Below are 16019 nucleotides of genomic sequence, written 5' to 3' on the forward strand. Positions count from 1 at the left end.
CAGAGGACATAACCCACATGTCTCATGTAGCGCAAATCAAAGTCCCGGCCACTTACGTTCGGGGCGGTACCAGTAAAGGCGTGTTTTTCTGCCTGCAAGAGCTTCCGCCATCGGCCCAGGTCGCCGGTGCTGCGCGCGACGCTTTGCTGATGCGCGTTATTGGCAGCCCTGATCCGTACGGCAAACAAATTGACGGCATGGGCGGCGCCACTTCCAGCACCAGCAAAACCGTGATCATCAGCAAAAGCAGCCAGCCGGATCACGACATCGACTATCTGTTCGGCCAGGTGTCCATCGACAAAGCCTTCGTCGACTGGAGCGGTAACTGCGGCAACCTCTCAGCCGCCGTTGGCCCGATCGCGATCAGCAAGGGCTTGGTCGATGCCAGCCGCATTCCACAGAACGGCATCCTCACGCTGCGCATCTGGCAGGCCAACATCGGCAAGTCGATCATCACTCACGTACCGATTACCAACGGTGAAGTCCAGGAAACCGGCGACTTCGAACTCGACGGCGTGACCTTCCCTGCCGCCGAAGTGAAGCTTGAGTTCATCGACCCGGCTGCTGATGAGGATGACGGCGCAGGCAGTTCAATGTTCCCCACCGGCAATCTGGTAGATGACTTGGAAGTGCCGGGCATTGGCACGCTCAAGGCGACAATGATCAACGCTGGCATTCCGACCATCTTCGTCAACGCCGAAGCCATTGGTTACACCGGCACCGAGTTGCAGGAAGCGATTAACAGCGACCCGAAAGCGCTGGCCATGTTCGAATCGATCCGCGCCCACGGTGCGCTGCGCATGGGCCTGATCAGCCACATTGATGAAGCCGCCAAACGCCAGCACACGCCCAAGGTTGCATTCGTTGCACCGCCGGCCGCCTACACCACGTCCAGCGGCAAGTTGCTTAATGCGGGCGACTGCGAACTGCTGGTACGCGCCATGTCGATGGGCAAGTTGCATCACGCCATGATGGGCACGGCAGCGGTGGCTATCGGTACTGCAGCGGCCATTCCCGGCACGCTGGTGAATACCGCAGCCGGCGCCAAGGCGCGCAACGAGGTGCGCTTCGGGCATCCGTCCGGCACTTTGTGTGTAGGCGCAGAAGCCACGCAAGAGAACGGCGAATGGAAAGTCACCAAGGCCATCATGAGCCGCAGTGCACGGGTACTGATGGAAGGCTGGGTACGGGTGCCCGGCGACTCGTTCTAGAAATGCGCCTGGCGGGATGAGCGCGTTGCCAGCACGCTGAGTTTTCTTGCAACGCGTCTTCTTACGTGCGGCGCTCGCCGGGTTTTAACCCGCTGTAAACAACAAAGCCCTGATTATACGATCAGGGCTTTGTTGCATCTCAGGTCTCAGTAAGTCGGTAATTCGACGTCGGCAAACAGCTCTTCCAGCTCGGATTTGTTGTGGCAAGCCACAGCCTTGGCGAGCATGTCACGGCTCAGGTGCGGGGCGAATTTCTCGATGAAGTCGCACATGAAACCGCGCAGGAATGTGCCGCGACGGAAACCGATTTTGGTGACGCTCGACTCGAACAATTCGCTGGCATCGAGTACTACCAGATCCGGATCGTGCGCGGCATCCACCGCCATCTTGGCAAGAATGCCCACGCCCAAGCCAAGGCGCACATAGGTTTTGATCACGTCGGCGTCGGCTGCGGTGAACACCACCTTGGGCGACAGACCGCGATGACTGAAAGCTTCGTCCAGTTTGGAACGGCCGGTAAAACCAAACACGTAAGTGACAATCGAGTACTCAGCCAGGGCTTCCAGGGTGAGCTTCGGCAGTTTGGTCAGCGGGTGGCCTTGCGGCACGACCACACAGCGGTTCCAGCGATAGCACGGCATCATCACCAGATCATTGAACAACTCAAGACCTTCGGTGGCGATGGCAAAGTCCACCGTGCCGTCAGCGGCCATTTCGGCGATTTGCATGGGCGTGCCCTGATGCATGTGCAGGGCAACATCCGGGTATTGCTTGATAAAGCTGCTGATCACCGGCGGCAAGGCATAGCGCGCCTGGGTGTGGGTGGTGGCGATAGACAACGAGCCTTTCTTCTCGTTGGAGAATTCCTGGGCGATCTGCTTGATGCTTTCGACCTTGCGCAGAATCTCGCCAGCGGTGGTGATAATCCGCTCGCCTGCCGGTGTAACACGAGTCAGGTGTTTACCGCTGCGGGCAAACACCTCAACGCCTAGTTCGTCTTCGAGCAGGCGGATCTGTTTACTGATGCCGGGCTGAGAGGTGTACAGACTTTGCGCAGTGGCGGAAACGTTGAGATCATGGTGCGCAACCTCCCAGATATAGCGCAATTGCTGAAGCTTCATAACTATCCCTCAAAGCAGTTGAGCAGCCATTCAATTGGCGGCTGCCGCATATAACCATAAGAATGGTTCAATTGATCCAAACTGACCATAAATTTAATTTTTATCCGCTATCGCTCAAAGATCAGGGCGACCCCGGTGTTGCAGCATGGGCACCATATACACCGGAACTTCAGATAACTGCACCAACCTCAGGGCTGTGCGCCCCATCGGAATGTCCATATCCGTGCCGTGGCTGTGACTGCCTACGACCAGCAAGTCGACGTCGAGTTTCTGCGCCTCCTCAAGAATCATCAGTGGCGGGTCGCCCTGCACAACGCGCACGCCGGTAATCAAGTCGAGATCATCGGACATCTCGCCCAACTCGTCGCGAAAACCCTCTAACACGCGCGTCTCAATGCTGGCCATAACGGTGCTCAAGCCGCTTGTGCGCAACTCATGCATCCGCTCTTCATCAAGGTAGGTTTTCAACACCGACTCGGCAAACAAGCCGATTGGCTCGACCGCGTGCACAACATACAGCCTGGCGTTAAAACTGCGCGCCAACCCCAGTGCATGTTGCAACACATACGGGGCGTAGAGCCCTAGATCGGTGGCATATAAAATCGTTCGAACCATACGGCCTCCACTGCCAACGAACCCTTGCTCTTGAGCTTAGCAGCGCTACCAACAAGTCAACAAAAAGCCTAGCTTTTAGGACAAGTGGCTATAAGGCGATGGCAATAAAGGCCGCCAAACCCAGCCGTGGCGGCCGTTTAGAGGTGTGGCTCGTTGCTGATGCCATGCGGCACATGACCAGTGGCGACTACTTTACTGGCCTTCTCGCAATGCCCGGCCTGATCATCGAAAAACACATCAGCGGCAAAGGTTTCGAGAATTTTCGATTTCTCCAATCCGCCCAGGAAGAACGACTCGTCAAGGCGGATATTCCAGTCGCGCAAGGTTCTGATAACGCGTTCGTGAGCCGGCGCAGAACGCGCGGTCACCAGCGCTGTGCGGATCGGGCAACTCTCCTCCGGGAATTCCTGCTGCAGCAGGTGCAGCGCCGCCAGAAACGGCTTGAATGGGCCGCCGGGTAGCAGCTCTCTGGCGGAGTTGCGTTCGTGGGTCTGGAATGCCTCCAGCCCGGCTTCCTGAAACACCCGCTCGGAGGCATCCGAGAACAGCACCGCATCGCCATCGAATGCAATCCGCAGCTCATTGCTGGCGGCCCGTCGCGGCCCACCGGACAAAATCGTCGCGGCGCCGAAACCGGCCCGCAAGGCACTGCGCACATCTTCAGCATGGGTGGACAAGAACAGGTGGCAACCAAAGGCCGCCAGATACGGGTCCGGGCTGCGGCCGCCGACAAATGCAGCGCGGGAAATGCCCAGCCCATAATGCTGGATCGAGTTGAACGCCCGCAGGCCAGTGTCAGCGCTGTTGCGCGAGACCAGAATCACCTCGACCCGTGGCTGACCCAGCGCCTTGTTCAGCCCCAGCAGCTTTTCGACCAAAGGAAAGGCGTCGCCCGGCAGAAGAATTTCATCTTCGTGGGCGATCTGGTATTGGCGGTATGCCTCAACGCCTTCGCTTTCGTAAACGCGATGGCTTTCACTGAGGTCAAATAATGCCCGCGAGGAAATTGCCAGCACCAGCTTGTCGCTCATTACCTTGGCCATTGCCACCTCGCTATCAATTGGTACGCTGCTCGAGAAACCGCAAAGCCTGATACAGCGCTTCGACTTTAGGCATGCTCACGCCCGCCGCTTTGGCCGCCGCCAGTGGCACCTCATACAACGCTGGCAGCTCTGCCGGACGGCGATGGGCGAAGTCATGGTACATGCTAGGCAAATACTCGGGCATGCGCGCAGTCGCGCCCAACAATTTGCCGACAATGCCTTCTGGGAGCTGATGGCCACAGGCAGCGGCGGTGTCGACCACCTCCTGCATCATTGCAGCGACCAGTGCGTGGCTGTCCGGGTTGGCCATCATGGCTTGGGTGTCGGCATTAAGCAGCACCGACAAACCGTTGTAGGGCACGTTCCAGGCCAGCTTTTGCCAGCGCGCCTGCTCCAGATTGGCCATTGGCGCGCTGTCGATACCGGCAGCTTTGAACAACCCGACGCCCTGTTCAAGAATCGCCTGACGCTGCGCCGCATCAGCAGGTCCGGAGTGGTAACCGAGATTGATTGCGCCTAACGCCTGATGCTCAACCACGCCCGGCGCCGATCGCGCCACGCAGATGTAGCAAAGCCCGCCCAACAGGTGCAGCGTGTCCGGCAGCAGTGGACGCAGGGCCTCTTCGACGCCCAAGCCGTTTTGCAGCAATATCACCTTGCAATCCGGCCCGGCGAGCTGGCTGATAATTGGGGCCAGTTCCCCATTACTGGTGGTTTTAGCCCCCACCAACAGCCAGTCGCACGCCGGCATGTCCTCAACTGAGCGGTAAGCCTGCACAGGCGCCAGCGTCATCGGGCCATGTACCTGGCTATTGATTTGCAGGCCGTTCTGCTCGACGGCGGCGTATTCACTGCGCAGTAAAAAGTGCACATCGAAGCCTGCTTTCGCCAGCATTACGCCATAAAAACCGCCAATTGCGCCGGTACCAACAATGCCAATACGCGGTTTTGTGTTGCTCGACATCAGGGAAGCTCCTCAGCCGGACGGCTTAATGCGCCGTCCACGGCGTTCGTTAATTCGTGAAGATTCAAACGCGCCTGCACGGCGCCGTAAAAGTCGCCATCGCGCACAACAAACAGCGCAGGCAAGTGAAATACCTCATAGCGCTGCACCAGCCCCGCGTTGTCAGCCGCATCGATCCACGCCAGCCGGTCAACAGGTAACGCCATGTGCGGTAAATGAGCGCGCGCATATCGGCAACTGGCACAACCTATGCTGGTAAATAGCACGAGGGAGATGCCTGGCAAAGCCAGCAATTGCTGATCGGCATCAAAATCTGTGAGTTCAAGCTCCGGCAAAATTGGACCCTTGATTTGCTTGCAGTCGATACATGTGGAGTGTTCCCGAATGCGGAGTTTTTTGCGCCATCCAAGCAGTATTCCTGTCGAGTTGCGCCTATGCAGGCAACCCGCACCGCCTCGCCAGCGCCTGCACAATATAAGTCTTGGCGGGATCGCCTGTAACTCCCCGCGTGCATTTCGCCGTGGCGCGGCCGTTGAATTGCGCATTCGCCTGCTCGGTGACGATGTGTTCTGCGCGGGTGTTGTCGCGTGGTGCCAGCAACAAGGTGCTGAATATCTGGTCGGGGTCGCCTTTACAGATCAGGACACCCTGTTTCGCGCACGCATGGTGGAGCAGGTCTGCCAGATTGAGCACTACCGCCTGCAGCGCGAACAGGAACTCGGCGTGCCTCTGTGCTGCGAAAGTATCGCGGCTGAGTGGGTTGCCGAACACGCCGCCCAGTTTGGGCAGCCCGGCCAGCAGCAATTGTGACGTTTTGCGGCACAGCATCCACCACCAAAACGCCTTATTCAGCCGACGATAGCCGCGCAAAACGACTGCAGAATCAGGCCAAAGCGGCCAATTTTTTACGATCAACCCTGTGCATCGTCAAATTCCGCGCCATTAGCCGGATTAATCGCCCCTGAACCCATTGTCTCCCGCGCCTGTTACGCGCTAAGGTTCTGGTTCCCCGCTGTGCCCAAATTGCTGTGCTCCGCCACACGGGGAACGCTGGCGGCCGGCACCCGTGACCTGATGACTCTGACTGATGAGAAGCACGATGGCTGATTTACCAATTGATGACCTTAACGTTGCCTCCAACGAGACGCTCATCACCCCCGAACAACTCAAGCAGGAAATTCCCCTGACGGCAGCAGCGCTGAAAACCGTCTCTGCGGGCCGCGAAGTTGTTCGCAATATTCTGGATGGCAAAGATCACCGTCTGTTTGTGGTGGTGGGTCCCTGCTCTATTCACGATATCAAAGCGGCTCATGATTACGCCGAACGCCTCAAGGCGCTGGCAGCTGAAGTGAGCGATACGCTGTATCTGGTTATGCGCGTTTATTTTGAAAAGCCGCGCACCACCGTTGGCTGGAAAGGCCTGATCAACGACCCGTATCTGGATGACTCGTTCAAGATTCAGGATGGCTTGCACATTGGCCGTACCCTGCTGCGCGATCTGGCAGAAATGGGCCTGCCAACCGCAACCGAAGCACTCGACCCGATCTCCCCGCAGTACTTGCAGGACCTGATCAGCTGGTCGGCAATCGGCGCACGCACCACCGAATCGCAAACTCACCGCGAGATGGCCTCGGGTCTGTCCTCGGCGGTCGGCTTCAAGAACGGCACCGACGGCGGCCTGACCGTGGCAATAAACGCCCTGCAGTCAGTTTCCAGCCCGCACCGTTTCCTCGGCATTAACCAACAAGGCGGCGTGTCTATCGTCACCACCAAAGGCAACGCCTACGGTCACGTGGTCCTGCGCGGTGGCAACGGCAAGCCTAACTACGACTCGGTCAGCGTTGCTGTTTGCGAGCAAGAGCTGACGAAAGCCGGGATTCGCCCAAATGTGATGGTTGACTGCAGCCACGCCAACTCCAACAAGGACCCGGCCCTGCAGCCACTGGTCATGGACAACGTTGCCAACCAGATTGTTGAAGGCAATCAGTCGATTGTCGGCCTCATGGTGGAAAGCCACATTGGTTGGGGCAGCCAGTCGATCCCTAAAGATCTCGACCAGCTCAAGTATGGTGTTTCGATCACCGATGCCTGCATCGACTGGGACACAACGGCCAAGACGCTGCGTGACATGCGTACTAAGCTCAAAGACGTGCTGCCCAAGCGTGACCGCGCCTGAGTTTTCAGCACCTACAAAAACGCCGGGCAATGCCCGGCGTTTTTGTAGGTAAACCAATCAGCTTTCGGCGTTGTCGCGCTGGCGGCGCTCCATGTAGCGCTCTACATACGAGCACGACGGAATCACCGAGTAGCCCATGCGATCAGCATACTGCAGCGCATGCTCGGTTAACGCCGCGGCAATACCGCGCCCGCGCAAAGAGTTGGGCACAAATGTGCGGTAGATATCCAGCGTTTGCTTACCCAAGTCCATATAGGCCAAATAAGCACGATCACCGTCCACTGTGGTCTCAAACTGGTGACCTGCCTGGTCATGGAGAATGGATAACGCCTCGCTCATTGTTACTCCTCTGGCGGACTGATACTGCATCCGCGTCGATCTAATTATTTGGGCGACGACTGCTCGGTAAGACGCAATGTTCTGCCAGGGTTTGCTTGGATCAACCGGCACGTGTGCGTCTGAACAGGCAATACAGATTGCCAAATACGCTAAGTCGAAAGCAGCGCATTTGCGCTGCCAACTCCGCTGATAAACACAGTGTTTGTGCATTTATCTGGCAGGGTAATTATTGGCAATATATTCGCGCTTTCTGGCGCTGCCGTCAAAAATCACCCCGAGCTTATCACCAGCCTCCCTAACAACCAAATAGAATCAATAACTTAGACAATACTAAGAACGGCAATGCAACTCAGCACGGCCACCACCGGAATGCACACAGTCACCACAAACATATCCTTGTAAGCCTGTTTGTGGGTGAGCCCCATGATCATCAACATGGCGATCACGGCGCCGCAATGCGGCAGCGAGTCAAAGCCGCCCGAGGCAATATTGGCGATCCGGTGCAAAACCTCAGGCTCAATTCCCATGTCCAGGTATTTGGGCGCCAGCGTCTGCATGAAGATTTGCAACCCGCCCGACGACGAGCCAACGATGGCGGACACCACGCTCACCGACGTGAACACAGAGAGCAAGGCTGGCATGTCGACCTCAAGAATCCAGTTAGCGAACTGCGAAAAGCCAGCGGTATGGGTCACCACACCGCCAAAGCCGATAACCGCTGCGGTGTTCAGCAGCGGCATGATCGCATCGTCAGCGCCCTGCCCCAAAGTAGCCAGAGTGTTACGGCGCAGACCCGGAAACAAGCCGATAGCAACCAGCGTGGCGACCATCAATGCAAGGCTCGGCCAGAGAATAGGTTGGCGTTGACTAAAGTTCAGTACCTGCGCGAAAGCGCCGGACCCTGCCGGATCAATACCGGCCAGCAAGAACAGGCGCGGCAACACGATAATCCCCAATACCAGCGCAATCGGCACCAGCGCCAGCCCCCAATGCGGGCCACTGCCGGAGGTGTTGGCCAGCTGCTCCATGCGCTCATCCTGCGCATTGGCCTCAAAGCCTTCCCCGCGCGCTTTAGCCAGACGCCACTCGCGCTGCACATAGGCCATGCCCAGAACAATCATCAGCGCACTGGCGAAAAGACCAATCCAGGCACCTGCAAACAGGTCGGTGCCCAATGCTGTCGCGGCAATGACGTTATGAATCGAAGGAGTGCCGGGCAAGGCCGTCATGGTGAACGTACCCGCCCCGAGCGCTGTAGCCGCACAAAACAGACGCTTCGGCAGGTCAGCTTCGCGCATCATGCTCACGCCCAGGGGATACATGGTGAAGATCACCACAAACACCACCACGCCGCCGTAAGTCAGCAAGGCACACACCAGCATCGCCACCCAGAGCGTGCGCTCAACGCCAAGCTTACGCGTGATGATCATGGCAATGCTGTTAGCCGCCTGGCTTACGGCCATCACTTTGCCAAAGATGGCGCCACAGACGAATAGTAGAAAGAACTTACCGGCAAAGGTGAATGCACCCAGCGGCCCGAAGGGGAAAAACTCGAGCAGGGCCTGCGGCACGAGCAAGTTGTTGGTCAGCGCAACGACAATCGAGCAAAGTACAACCGCGATGAAAATATTGACCCCACGCAGGGCCATGAACATCAGTAAAACCAAGCCTGCAAGCAAGCCAAAATTCCCTAACATACTGCTCTCCAATTCAATCTTATTGTTATCTAGCGCGGACTCTTCCGAAGAAAAATCGAACAGCTGTTTTATATCAACAAAGCGCCCCTAACGCGACAGGCCAACGGCCTTTGATTACTTTTCACCCACTTTGTTCGGTAAAGATGAAATTTTCCCCGGAAGTGAAAAAAATAGTGCTCTGACTTGCGTCTTCTCCGTTTACTTACTACAAGTTATGGGTAGTATGTACGCGGCTATTTTCCCGCTACTGGGAATATGCTCTTATGGAAAAACTCGCTCTCTTAAGGGGAACACGATGAACAACGTTCTGAAATTCTCTGCTCTGGCTTTGGCCGCAGTATTGGCTACCGGTTGCAGCAGCATGTCCAAAGAAACTGAAGCACGTCTGACCGCAACTGAAGACGCCGCTGCTCGTGCACAAGCCCGTGCTGACGAAGCCTATCGCAAGGCTGACGAAGCTATGGCAGCTGCTCAGAAGGCTCAGCAAACTGCTGACGAAGCCAATGAGCGCGCTCTGCGTATGCTGGACAAAGCCAGCCGCAAGTAATAACCCCCGGGTTATTAAAGAAAGCCGACCCAGTTTATGGGTCGGCTTTTTTATTGCCTGGCGTTTAAGCGTAAAACAGCGGGCGGGTTAATAGCCGTGTAATAAAAAACCCGCAGGCTGTTGAGCACTACGGGTTTTGTTTACGCCGCTTTACTTAATAAGCGCCGAGTTGCTCCGCTTGCGGGGCTACGCTCTGTTCAGCGATTTCGATGGGCAAGCCATCCTGCGCTGCAACCACTTCACGCACCACATCCCAATCCAGATGCAGGCCACTCAATTCATCGCTCTTGAGCAGGGCATTGATAACGGCCGTGTGCTTGTCAACGATCGAAGTATTACCGGTGTCATCCAGCGGCTCGTGCGCCTCTAAGTAGATCTTGCCGTTACTGCGGCCGAACTTGTAGGGCTCATTAATGATGCGCACCGAAGTACCGACTTTGGTCATCGCCGCCAATTCCAGGACATTGTTATTGAACATGCGGAAACAGCCGTGGCTGACGCGCATACCAATACCAAACTTCTTATTGGAGCCATGAATCAGATAACCCGGTACAGACAAACGCATTTTGTACGGGCCCAATGGATTGTCCGGGCCTGGCGGCACGACCGTTGGCAGCGGATCGCCATCGGCAGCGTGCTCTTCGCGAATCGACTTGGGCGGATACCAGGCCGGGTTGGCGATCTTGTCAGTAATACGCGCGTTGGCCACGGGTGAGCCCCAGCCTTCACGACCAATGCCCAGCGGGTAGGTGTAAACCTTGTTCTGGCCCTTGGGGAAGTAGTACAGGCGGTACTCAGCCAGATTGATCACGATCCCTTCACGCGGGCCTGGCGGCAGAATGAAGCGCGTCGGCAGGATAACCTCTGAACCCTCACCCGGCAGCCAGGCATCGATGCCCGGGTTGGCCGCCAGCATTTCCGAATAACCGAGGTCGTTGGCGGTGCCGAGGTCAGCGAAGGTGTCTTCGTACTTTGCCTTGACCACCCGCACTTCGCCGATGATGTCGTCACCAGCTGGCGGCAGAGGAAACTCGAGGGCAAAGGCAGAGCCAGCCGCCAGACACAGCGAGGCAACTGAGAGGCAACGGGCGACGGCATGCATGCGCGACAACATCCGGAAATCCTTGATTAAAGAATGGTTGGGAGAAAGCATTTAAGTGTACACCTGCGCCGATACCGCTGGAGAATTTCAGACCTCTGGCCAGCCGAGTCGTTCACCCCTGCGCTGGGCCTCGAGCACCTCGCGACAAGCGACGCAGAGGCGCTTATCACGCAGCGTCGGCTTGTCAACGGGCTTCCAAAGCGGTTGCGCCGGCAGAAAGCCGCCGCACAGAGTCCGGTCGGCCACGCTACCCAGCTCAATCTGGCGAGCTGCCAGGTGCACGCGCACTTCACGGCAGGCGAACAGGTCTAGCTGCTCGTCAGGCTCGATCAAATGGTAAGCGTGCAAAGACCAAGAATGGCGCGACATCAAGGGCTCCTGAATGGGCGCGCAACATTAGCCGAAAGACGGGTGACAGAAAAGCCCATTTTCAGTGTCTTTCACTGCCATCGAGCGTATTTTTTGCGCATTGATTGTGCAGCACCCGTATCAACGAGCCAGCGCCCACAGGAATCCAGTGCACGCAATCCTCGGCTCAGAGCAGTGGCTTAAGCTGCGGCCAGACATTTTCGAGCAGTATTGATTGCGCCTCGGCGGCCGGATGAATGCCATCCGCCTGCATCAGGCGCGGCACGCCGCCCACCCCTTCAAGCAAAAACGGCACCAGCGCCACTTGCTGTTCACGGGCCAAGTCGCTGAACACATTGGCGAAAGCCGTGGTGTAGCGCTTGCCGTAATTAGGGGGCAACTGCATGCCCAGCAGCAGCACTTCGGCGCCGGCCTGCTTCGACTGCTCAATCATCGAAGAAAGATTTTGTTGCATTTGCACGGGGGCTAAACCGCGCAGGCCGTCATTGCCGCCCAGTTCCACCACAACCACTTTAGGCTTATGTTCCTGAAGCAGCGTAGGCAGCCTCGAAGCCCCACCAGCCGTGGTATCGCCGCTGATTGAGGCGTTCACCACGTGCTCGGAAAACCCCTCGGCAGCCATCCGCTCCTGCAGCAAAGCAACCCAACCCTGACGGGTATCCAGCCCGAAAGCGGCACTGATACTATCTCCAACCACCAGCACTGTACTGGCCGCGGCGGTTTGCCCCCAAAGCAACATGATCAGGGCGAAGCCGATTAACCTTTTCTGCATTGGATTCTCCATGAGCTCACACATTCTCAGCGCGCGAAACCTTAGCAAAGTGGTGCCCAGCGCTGAAGGCCAGTTAACCATACTTGACGATTTATCACTGCAACTCGCTGCGGGCGACAGCCTGGCAATTGTCGGCAGTTCCGGCTCGGGGAAGTCCACCCTGCTCGGCCTGTTGGCCGGCCTTGATTTGCCCAGCAGTGGTTCGATAGATCTGGCCGGGCATGATCTCGCCAGCCTCGATGAAGACCAGCGCGCCCGCGTCCGGGCTGAACATGTAGGGTTTGTGTTTCAGTCATTCCAACTGCTCGACAGCCTCAATGCGCTCGAAAACGTGATGCTGCCACTTGAACTTGAAGGCCGGGCCGATGCGCGCCAGCAAGCCGCCGAGTTGCTTGACCGGGTCGGCCTGGGCCAGCGCCTCAGTCATTACCCCCGCCAACTCTCCGGTGGTGAACAGCAGCGCGTCGCAATTGCCCGTGCGTTTGCGGCGCAACCGGATGTGTTGTTCGCCGACGAACCCACAGGCAACCTCGACAGCCACACAGGCGCGCATATCAGCGACCTGTTGTTCGAGCTGAACAAGGAACGTGGCGCGACACTGGTGCTGGTCACCCACGACGAACATCTGGCGCAACGCTGCAACCGCCTGATTCGCCTCGAAGGGGGCCAGTTGGTTGGCCAACAGGCCTGCTGATGACAAACTTGCCGCTGCTGCGCCTGTTCAAACTTGCCTTACGCCAATTACTTCGCGAAGCACGCGCCGGAGAAATCCGCGTGCTGTTCTTTGCCCTGCTGGTGGCAGTGGCCGCGAGTACCGCGATTGGCTACTTCAGTGCGCGCCTGAACAGCGGCATGCAATTGCGCGCCAGTGAATTCCTCGCCGCCGACTTACGCTTGAGTGCCAGTACGCAGGCCAGCCCTGAACAAATCGAGGCAGGTCTGGCGCTCGGTCTGAACCACGCCAGCAGCGTAGAATTTTCCAGCGTTATCGCCACCGATACCGGCATCCAACTGGCCAGCGTCAAGGCAGTCAATGAAGCCTACCCATTAAGAGGCCGGCTAAAAAGCGCGGCGCAACCATACGCGCAAGAGCAAGTATCTGCCGGACCAAAGCTTGGCGAGGCTTGGGCCGAGGCGCGCCTGTTTGCCGCGCTCAATCTCAAAGCAGGCGACAGCATCGATGTCGGCAACAAAACCCTGCGCCTGAGCCGTGTGCTGACCTACGAGCCAGATCGCGGCGGTGACTTTTACAGCCTGACGCCGCGCGTGCTGATCAATCTTGCCGACCTGGACGCTACCGGTGTGGTGCAGCCGGGCAGTCGGGTTAAATACTTTGAATTATGGAGCGGCGAGAGTGACGCTCTGGCGCAGTACAAGACGGCATTACAGCCGACACTGGCAGCCAACCAACGCATCCAGGGCGCCCGCGACAGTAATCGGCAGATCGGCGGTGCATTGGGGCGCGCTGAACGCTATTTGAACCTCAGCAGTCTGGCCGCTGTGCTGTTGTCCGGGGTTGCTGTCGCCCTGTCCGCCACACGTTTTGCCGCGCGGCGCTTTGATGCCAGCGCCCTGCTGCGCTGTTTCGGCCTGTCGCGCCGGCAAGCGCTGACGCTCTACAGCATCCAACTGGGTTTGCTGGGACTCAGCGCCTGCCTGTGCGGCGCACTCGTCGGCTGGCTCGCCCAGTACGGTTTGTTCTTCCTGCTCGACGGCCTGCTGCCAGGTGAAATCCCCGCTGCGGGCGTTTGGCCTGCACTGGCGGGAATCGCAACAGGTCTGGTCGCCCTTGCAGGCTTTGCCTTGCCGCCACTTGCCGCCTTGGGCCGCGTCCCTCCGCTGCGCGTTTTGCGGCGCGACATGCTGCCCGTGCCGGCAAGCTCCTGGCTGGTCTACGGCGCTGCGCTGTTGGCGCTTGGCCTGATCATGTGGCGCCTGAGCCTGGATTTACCGCTGACGCTGGCGCTGCTTGGCGGCGGTCTGCTAACAGCATGTCTGCTGGGCGGATTGCTGCTTTTAGCCCTGCGCAGCTTGCGCCGGATGATGGCGCAGGCCTCCCTGCCGTGGCGTCTTGGTTTGGGCCAACTGCTGCGCCATCCGCTCGCCGCTGCCGGGCAATCGCTGGCATTCGGCTTGATCATTCTGGCGATGGCACTGATTGCCTTGCTGCGTATTGAGTTGCTGAGCACCTGGCAAGACCAACTGCCAGCTGACGCGCCCAATCAGTTTGCGCTGAATATCGTACCGGCCGAGAAAGAAGCGTTTGCCCAACAGTTGCAAGCCATATCACCGCACGCAGCCCCGCTCTATCCCGTTGTTCCAGGCCGTTTGACTGCGATCAATGGCCAAGCCGTACGCCAACTCGTGAGCAAGGACAGCCGTGGCGAGCGGGCGACCCAGCGTGATCTGAGCCTGACCTGGGCGGCGGATCTGCCGGGTGACAACCAGTTGGTTGCCGGCAGTTGGTGGAGCCAGGAGAAGCGCGAAATACCCGGCGTCTCGGTCGAAGAGAAGCTCGCCGAAAACCTTGAACTGAAGATTGGCGACACCCTGACGTTCAATGTCGGCGGGCTAAACCGTGAAGCGCGCGTAACCAGCTTGCGCAGCGTGGACTGGAACAACTTCCAGCCGAACTTCTACATGATTTTCGAGCCAGGCACGTTGCAGGACATGCCAGTGACCTACCTCACCAGCTTCTACCTGCCAGCCGGCAACGACAAGCAGCTGGTCGAATTATCCCGCGCCTTCCCGGCGGTGACCTTGCTCGGGGTGGATGCATTGCTGAGCCAACTGCGCAGCATTCTGGCGCAGGTGACACTGGCCATCGAGTTTGTCCTCGCGTTTGTGTTGGCAGCCGGTTTTGCCGTGCTGTTCGCCGGTTTGCAAACCACCCTTGATGAACGCATTCGCCAAGGCGCGCTGCTGCGTGCTCTCGGCGCTGAACGAAAGATAGTGATCAATGCCCGCCGCGCAGAATTCGCCATGCTGGGCGCCACCAGTGGTGTGCTGGCCGCACTTGGCTGTGAGTTGATCAGCTACCTGCTTTACCGCTACGCCTTCAACCTTGAGTGGTCGCCCCATCCCTGGCTGCTGATTCTGCCGGTGATCGGCGCGTTGGCAGTCGGTGCAGCCGGTATTTGGGGCACCCGCAAAGCCCTCAACAGCAGCCCGCTCACAGTATTGCGTGAGGGCTGATACTATCGCCGCCATCTTCCACTGTGCAGTTTTTCCAGCATGAGTCGTTATCGCCCTCCCCGTACTGCAGGCACCGCCTTGATCACCCCGCAAGGCGAGGCTCGCCTGCGCGCCGAACTGCACGAACTGTGGCATGTGCGTCGCCCGCAAATTACTCAGTCGGTCAGCGAAGCCGCAGCGCAGGGCGATCGCTCGGAGAATGCCGAATACACCTACGGCAAGAAAATGCTGCGTGAAATCGACAGCCGCGTGCGCTTTCTGACCAAACGCCTTGAAAGCCTGAAAGTGGTCGACGCCAAGCCGAGCGATCCGGACAAAGTGTATTTTGGCGCCTGGGTGACGCTTGAAGATGATGACGGCAATGAATCACGCTACCGCATCGTCGGCCCTGATGAGCTGGACTTGAAACTCAATCTGATCAGCATCGACTCGCCTTTGGCCCGCGCTCTGATCGGCAAGTCACTCGACGCCGAGGTCTGCGTGCAGACCCCGACTGGCGAGAAGAACTGGTACATCATCGCCATTGAGTACCCCTGATACGCACAATCAGTTGCGGGTAATCAGGCCCTGCTTGGCGACTCGCACCAGTTGCTTCACCGCCTCTTGCAACTCGCTGGCAGCAGGCGCCTGCAGCACCGCCATATCGAAGCTGTTGTTGGCGAATTTGGCCAGGCCCTGGGCATTTTCAGCGAAGTGAATCAGAAACGTCCGCGAACCGCCCCAGCGCGCTGGCCAGCCATCGAGATGGCGTAACAAACCGGGCTGATTATTGCCTGCAAGGAGAATTTTCGGAGTGGGGAGTGACCGATCAGAGGTGACCGGGGTGCAACGTTCCAGCGTTTGGGGACAGTTCATGCTCGACTCTTCG

The 16019-nt window shown here is 58.1% G+C and carries 18 protein-coding genes; 7 read left to right on the top strand and 11 right to left on the bottom strand.

Features of this window, described 5'->3' with window-relative positions; all coding sequences use genetic code 11:
- The first annotated feature begins 17 nt into the window (after positions 1 to 17).
- Complete coding sequence (gene prpF / locus BM395_RS00310; protein WP_090508496.1) at positions 18 to 1211, top strand: 2-methylaconitate cis-trans isomerase PrpF; 1194 nt, start codon at positions 18 to 20, stop codon at positions 1209 to 1211.
- A 146-nt stretch (positions 1212 to 1357) separates the two neighbouring features.
- Here prpF and cysB read toward each other — a convergent pair whose 3' ends face one another.
- The 5 genes from cysB to BM395_RS00335 form a co-directional block, all read right to left on the bottom strand.
- Entirely contained in the window at positions 1358 to 2332 is a 975-nt protein-coding gene (gene cysB / locus BM395_RS00315; RefSeq protein WP_069898685.1) for an HTH-type transcriptional regulator CysB, read from the bottom strand.
- 114 nt (positions 2333 to 2446) lie between these two features.
- Positions 2447 to 2947 (bottom strand): universal stress protein, encoded by a 501-nt coding sequence (locus BM395_RS00320; protein ID WP_090508497.1) that lies wholly within the window; start codon positions 2945 to 2947, stop codon positions 2447 to 2449.
- A 137-nt stretch (positions 2948 to 3084) separates the two neighbouring features.
- Complete coding sequence (locus tag BM395_RS00325; protein ID WP_090508498.1) at positions 3085 to 3990, bottom strand: 5'-nucleotidase; 906 nt, start codon at positions 3988 to 3990, stop codon at positions 3085 to 3087.
- A 13-nt stretch (positions 3991 to 4003) separates the two neighbouring features.
- Positions 4004 to 4954 carry a putative 2-dehydropantoate 2-reductase gene (locus tag BM395_RS00330; RefSeq protein ID WP_090508499.1) on the bottom strand — a complete coding sequence of 317 codons (951 nt, stop codon included), beginning with the start codon at positions 4952 to 4954 and terminating at the stop codon, positions 4004 to 4006.
- A complete protein-coding gene (locus tag BM395_RS00335; protein WP_090509153.1) occupies positions 4954 to 5340 on the bottom strand; it encodes a YbbN family protein in 387 nt (128 codons plus the stop codon). The genes BM395_RS00330 and BM395_RS00335 overlap by 1 nt, the downstream gene beginning before the upstream one ends.
- On the opposite strand from BM395_RS00335, the gene BM395_RS00340 reads away from it, so the two are divergent.
- On the top strand, positions 5339 to 5764 hold the full coding sequence (locus BM395_RS00340; RefSeq protein ID WP_069898695.1) for a PilZ domain-containing protein: 426 nt from the start codon (positions 5339 to 5341) through the stop codon (positions 5762 to 5764). The genes BM395_RS00335 and BM395_RS00340 overlap by 2 nt on opposite strands.
- A gap of 289 nt (positions 5765 to 6053) precedes the next feature.
- Positions 6054 to 7130, top strand: coding sequence for a 3-deoxy-7-phosphoheptulonate synthase (locus tag BM395_RS00345; protein WP_170860522.1), 1077 nt, complete (start codon positions 6054 to 6056; stop codon positions 7128 to 7130).
- 57 nt (positions 7131 to 7187) lie between these two features.
- On the opposite strand, the gene BM395_RS00350 is transcribed toward BM395_RS00345, so the two are convergent.
- The gene (locus BM395_RS00350; RefSeq protein WP_069898699.1) at positions 7188 to 7469 is read right to left on the bottom strand and encodes a GNAT family N-acetyltransferase; all 282 of its coding nucleotides are present in this window, start codon (positions 7467 to 7469) and stop codon (positions 7188 to 7190) included.
- Between the two features lie 320 nt (positions 7470 to 7789).
- Positions 7790 to 9166, bottom strand: a complete 1377-nt coding sequence (locus tag BM395_RS00355) for a GntP family permease (protein ID WP_090508501.1) — start codon at positions 9164 to 9166, stop codon at positions 7790 to 7792.
- Positions 9167 to 9461: 295 nt separating this feature from the next.
- Here BM395_RS00355 and oprI point away from each other — a divergent pair, with 295 nt between their 5' ends.
- Positions 9462 to 9713, top strand: coding sequence for an outer membrane lipoprotei OprI (gene oprI / locus BM395_RS00360; protein ID WP_069898703.1), 252 nt, complete (start codon positions 9462 to 9464; stop codon positions 9711 to 9713).
- 154 nt (positions 9714 to 9867) lie between these two features.
- Here the strand turns inward: oprI and BM395_RS00365 are convergent, their stop codons facing one another.
- The 3 genes from BM395_RS00365 to BM395_RS00375 form a co-directional block, all read right to left on the bottom strand.
- The gene (locus BM395_RS00365) at positions 9868 to 10827 is read right to left on the bottom strand and encodes a L,D-transpeptidase family protein (RefSeq protein ID WP_090508502.1); all 960 of its coding nucleotides are present in this window, start codon (positions 10825 to 10827) and stop codon (positions 9868 to 9870) included.
- A 75-nt stretch (positions 10828 to 10902) separates the two neighbouring features.
- A complete protein-coding gene (locus BM395_RS00370) occupies positions 10903 to 11184 on the bottom strand; it encodes a hypothetical protein (RefSeq protein ID WP_069898707.1) in 282 nt (93 codons plus the stop codon).
- Positions 11185 to 11350: 166 nt separating this feature from the next.
- Entirely contained in the window at positions 11351 to 11956 is a 606-nt protein-coding gene (locus BM395_RS00375; RefSeq protein WP_170860523.1) for an arylesterase, read from the bottom strand.
- A 10-nt stretch (positions 11957 to 11966) separates the two neighbouring features.
- Between BM395_RS00375 and BM395_RS00380 the strand changes: the two genes are divergently transcribed.
- The 3 genes from BM395_RS00380 to greB are packed head-to-tail and all read left to right on the top strand — an operon-like array spanning position 11967 to position 15688.
- The gene (locus BM395_RS00380; RefSeq protein ID WP_069898711.1) at positions 11967 to 12650 is read left to right on the top strand and encodes an ABC transporter ATP-binding protein; all 684 of its coding nucleotides are present in this window, start codon (positions 11967 to 11969) and stop codon (positions 12648 to 12650) included.
- Complete coding sequence (locus BM395_RS00385; protein WP_090508504.1) at positions 12650 to 15151, top strand: ABC transporter permease; 2502 nt, start codon at positions 12650 to 12652, stop codon at positions 15149 to 15151. Before BM395_RS00380 ends, BM395_RS00385 begins: the two co-directional genes overlap by 1 nt.
- A gap of 39 nt (positions 15152 to 15190) precedes the next feature.
- A complete protein-coding gene (gene greB / locus BM395_RS00390; RefSeq protein WP_090508505.1) occupies positions 15191 to 15688 on the top strand; it encodes a transcription elongation factor GreB in 498 nt (165 codons plus the stop codon).
- A 9-nt stretch (positions 15689 to 15697) separates the two neighbouring features.
- Here greB and BM395_RS00395 read toward each other — a convergent pair whose 3' ends face one another.
- Positions 15698 to 16006: a hypothetical protein gene (locus tag BM395_RS00395; protein WP_069898717.1), complete on the bottom strand. Its 309-nt coding sequence runs from the start codon at positions 16004 to 16006 to the stop codon at positions 15698 to 15700.
- Positions 16007 to 16019 lie beyond the last annotated feature (13 nt).

Origin of the sequence: Pseudomonas marincola, assembly GCF_900116605.1 — a bacterium.
Classification (GTDB): Bacteria; Pseudomonadota; Gammaproteobacteria; order Pseudomonadales; family Pseudomonadaceae; genus Aquipseudomonas; species Aquipseudomonas marincola.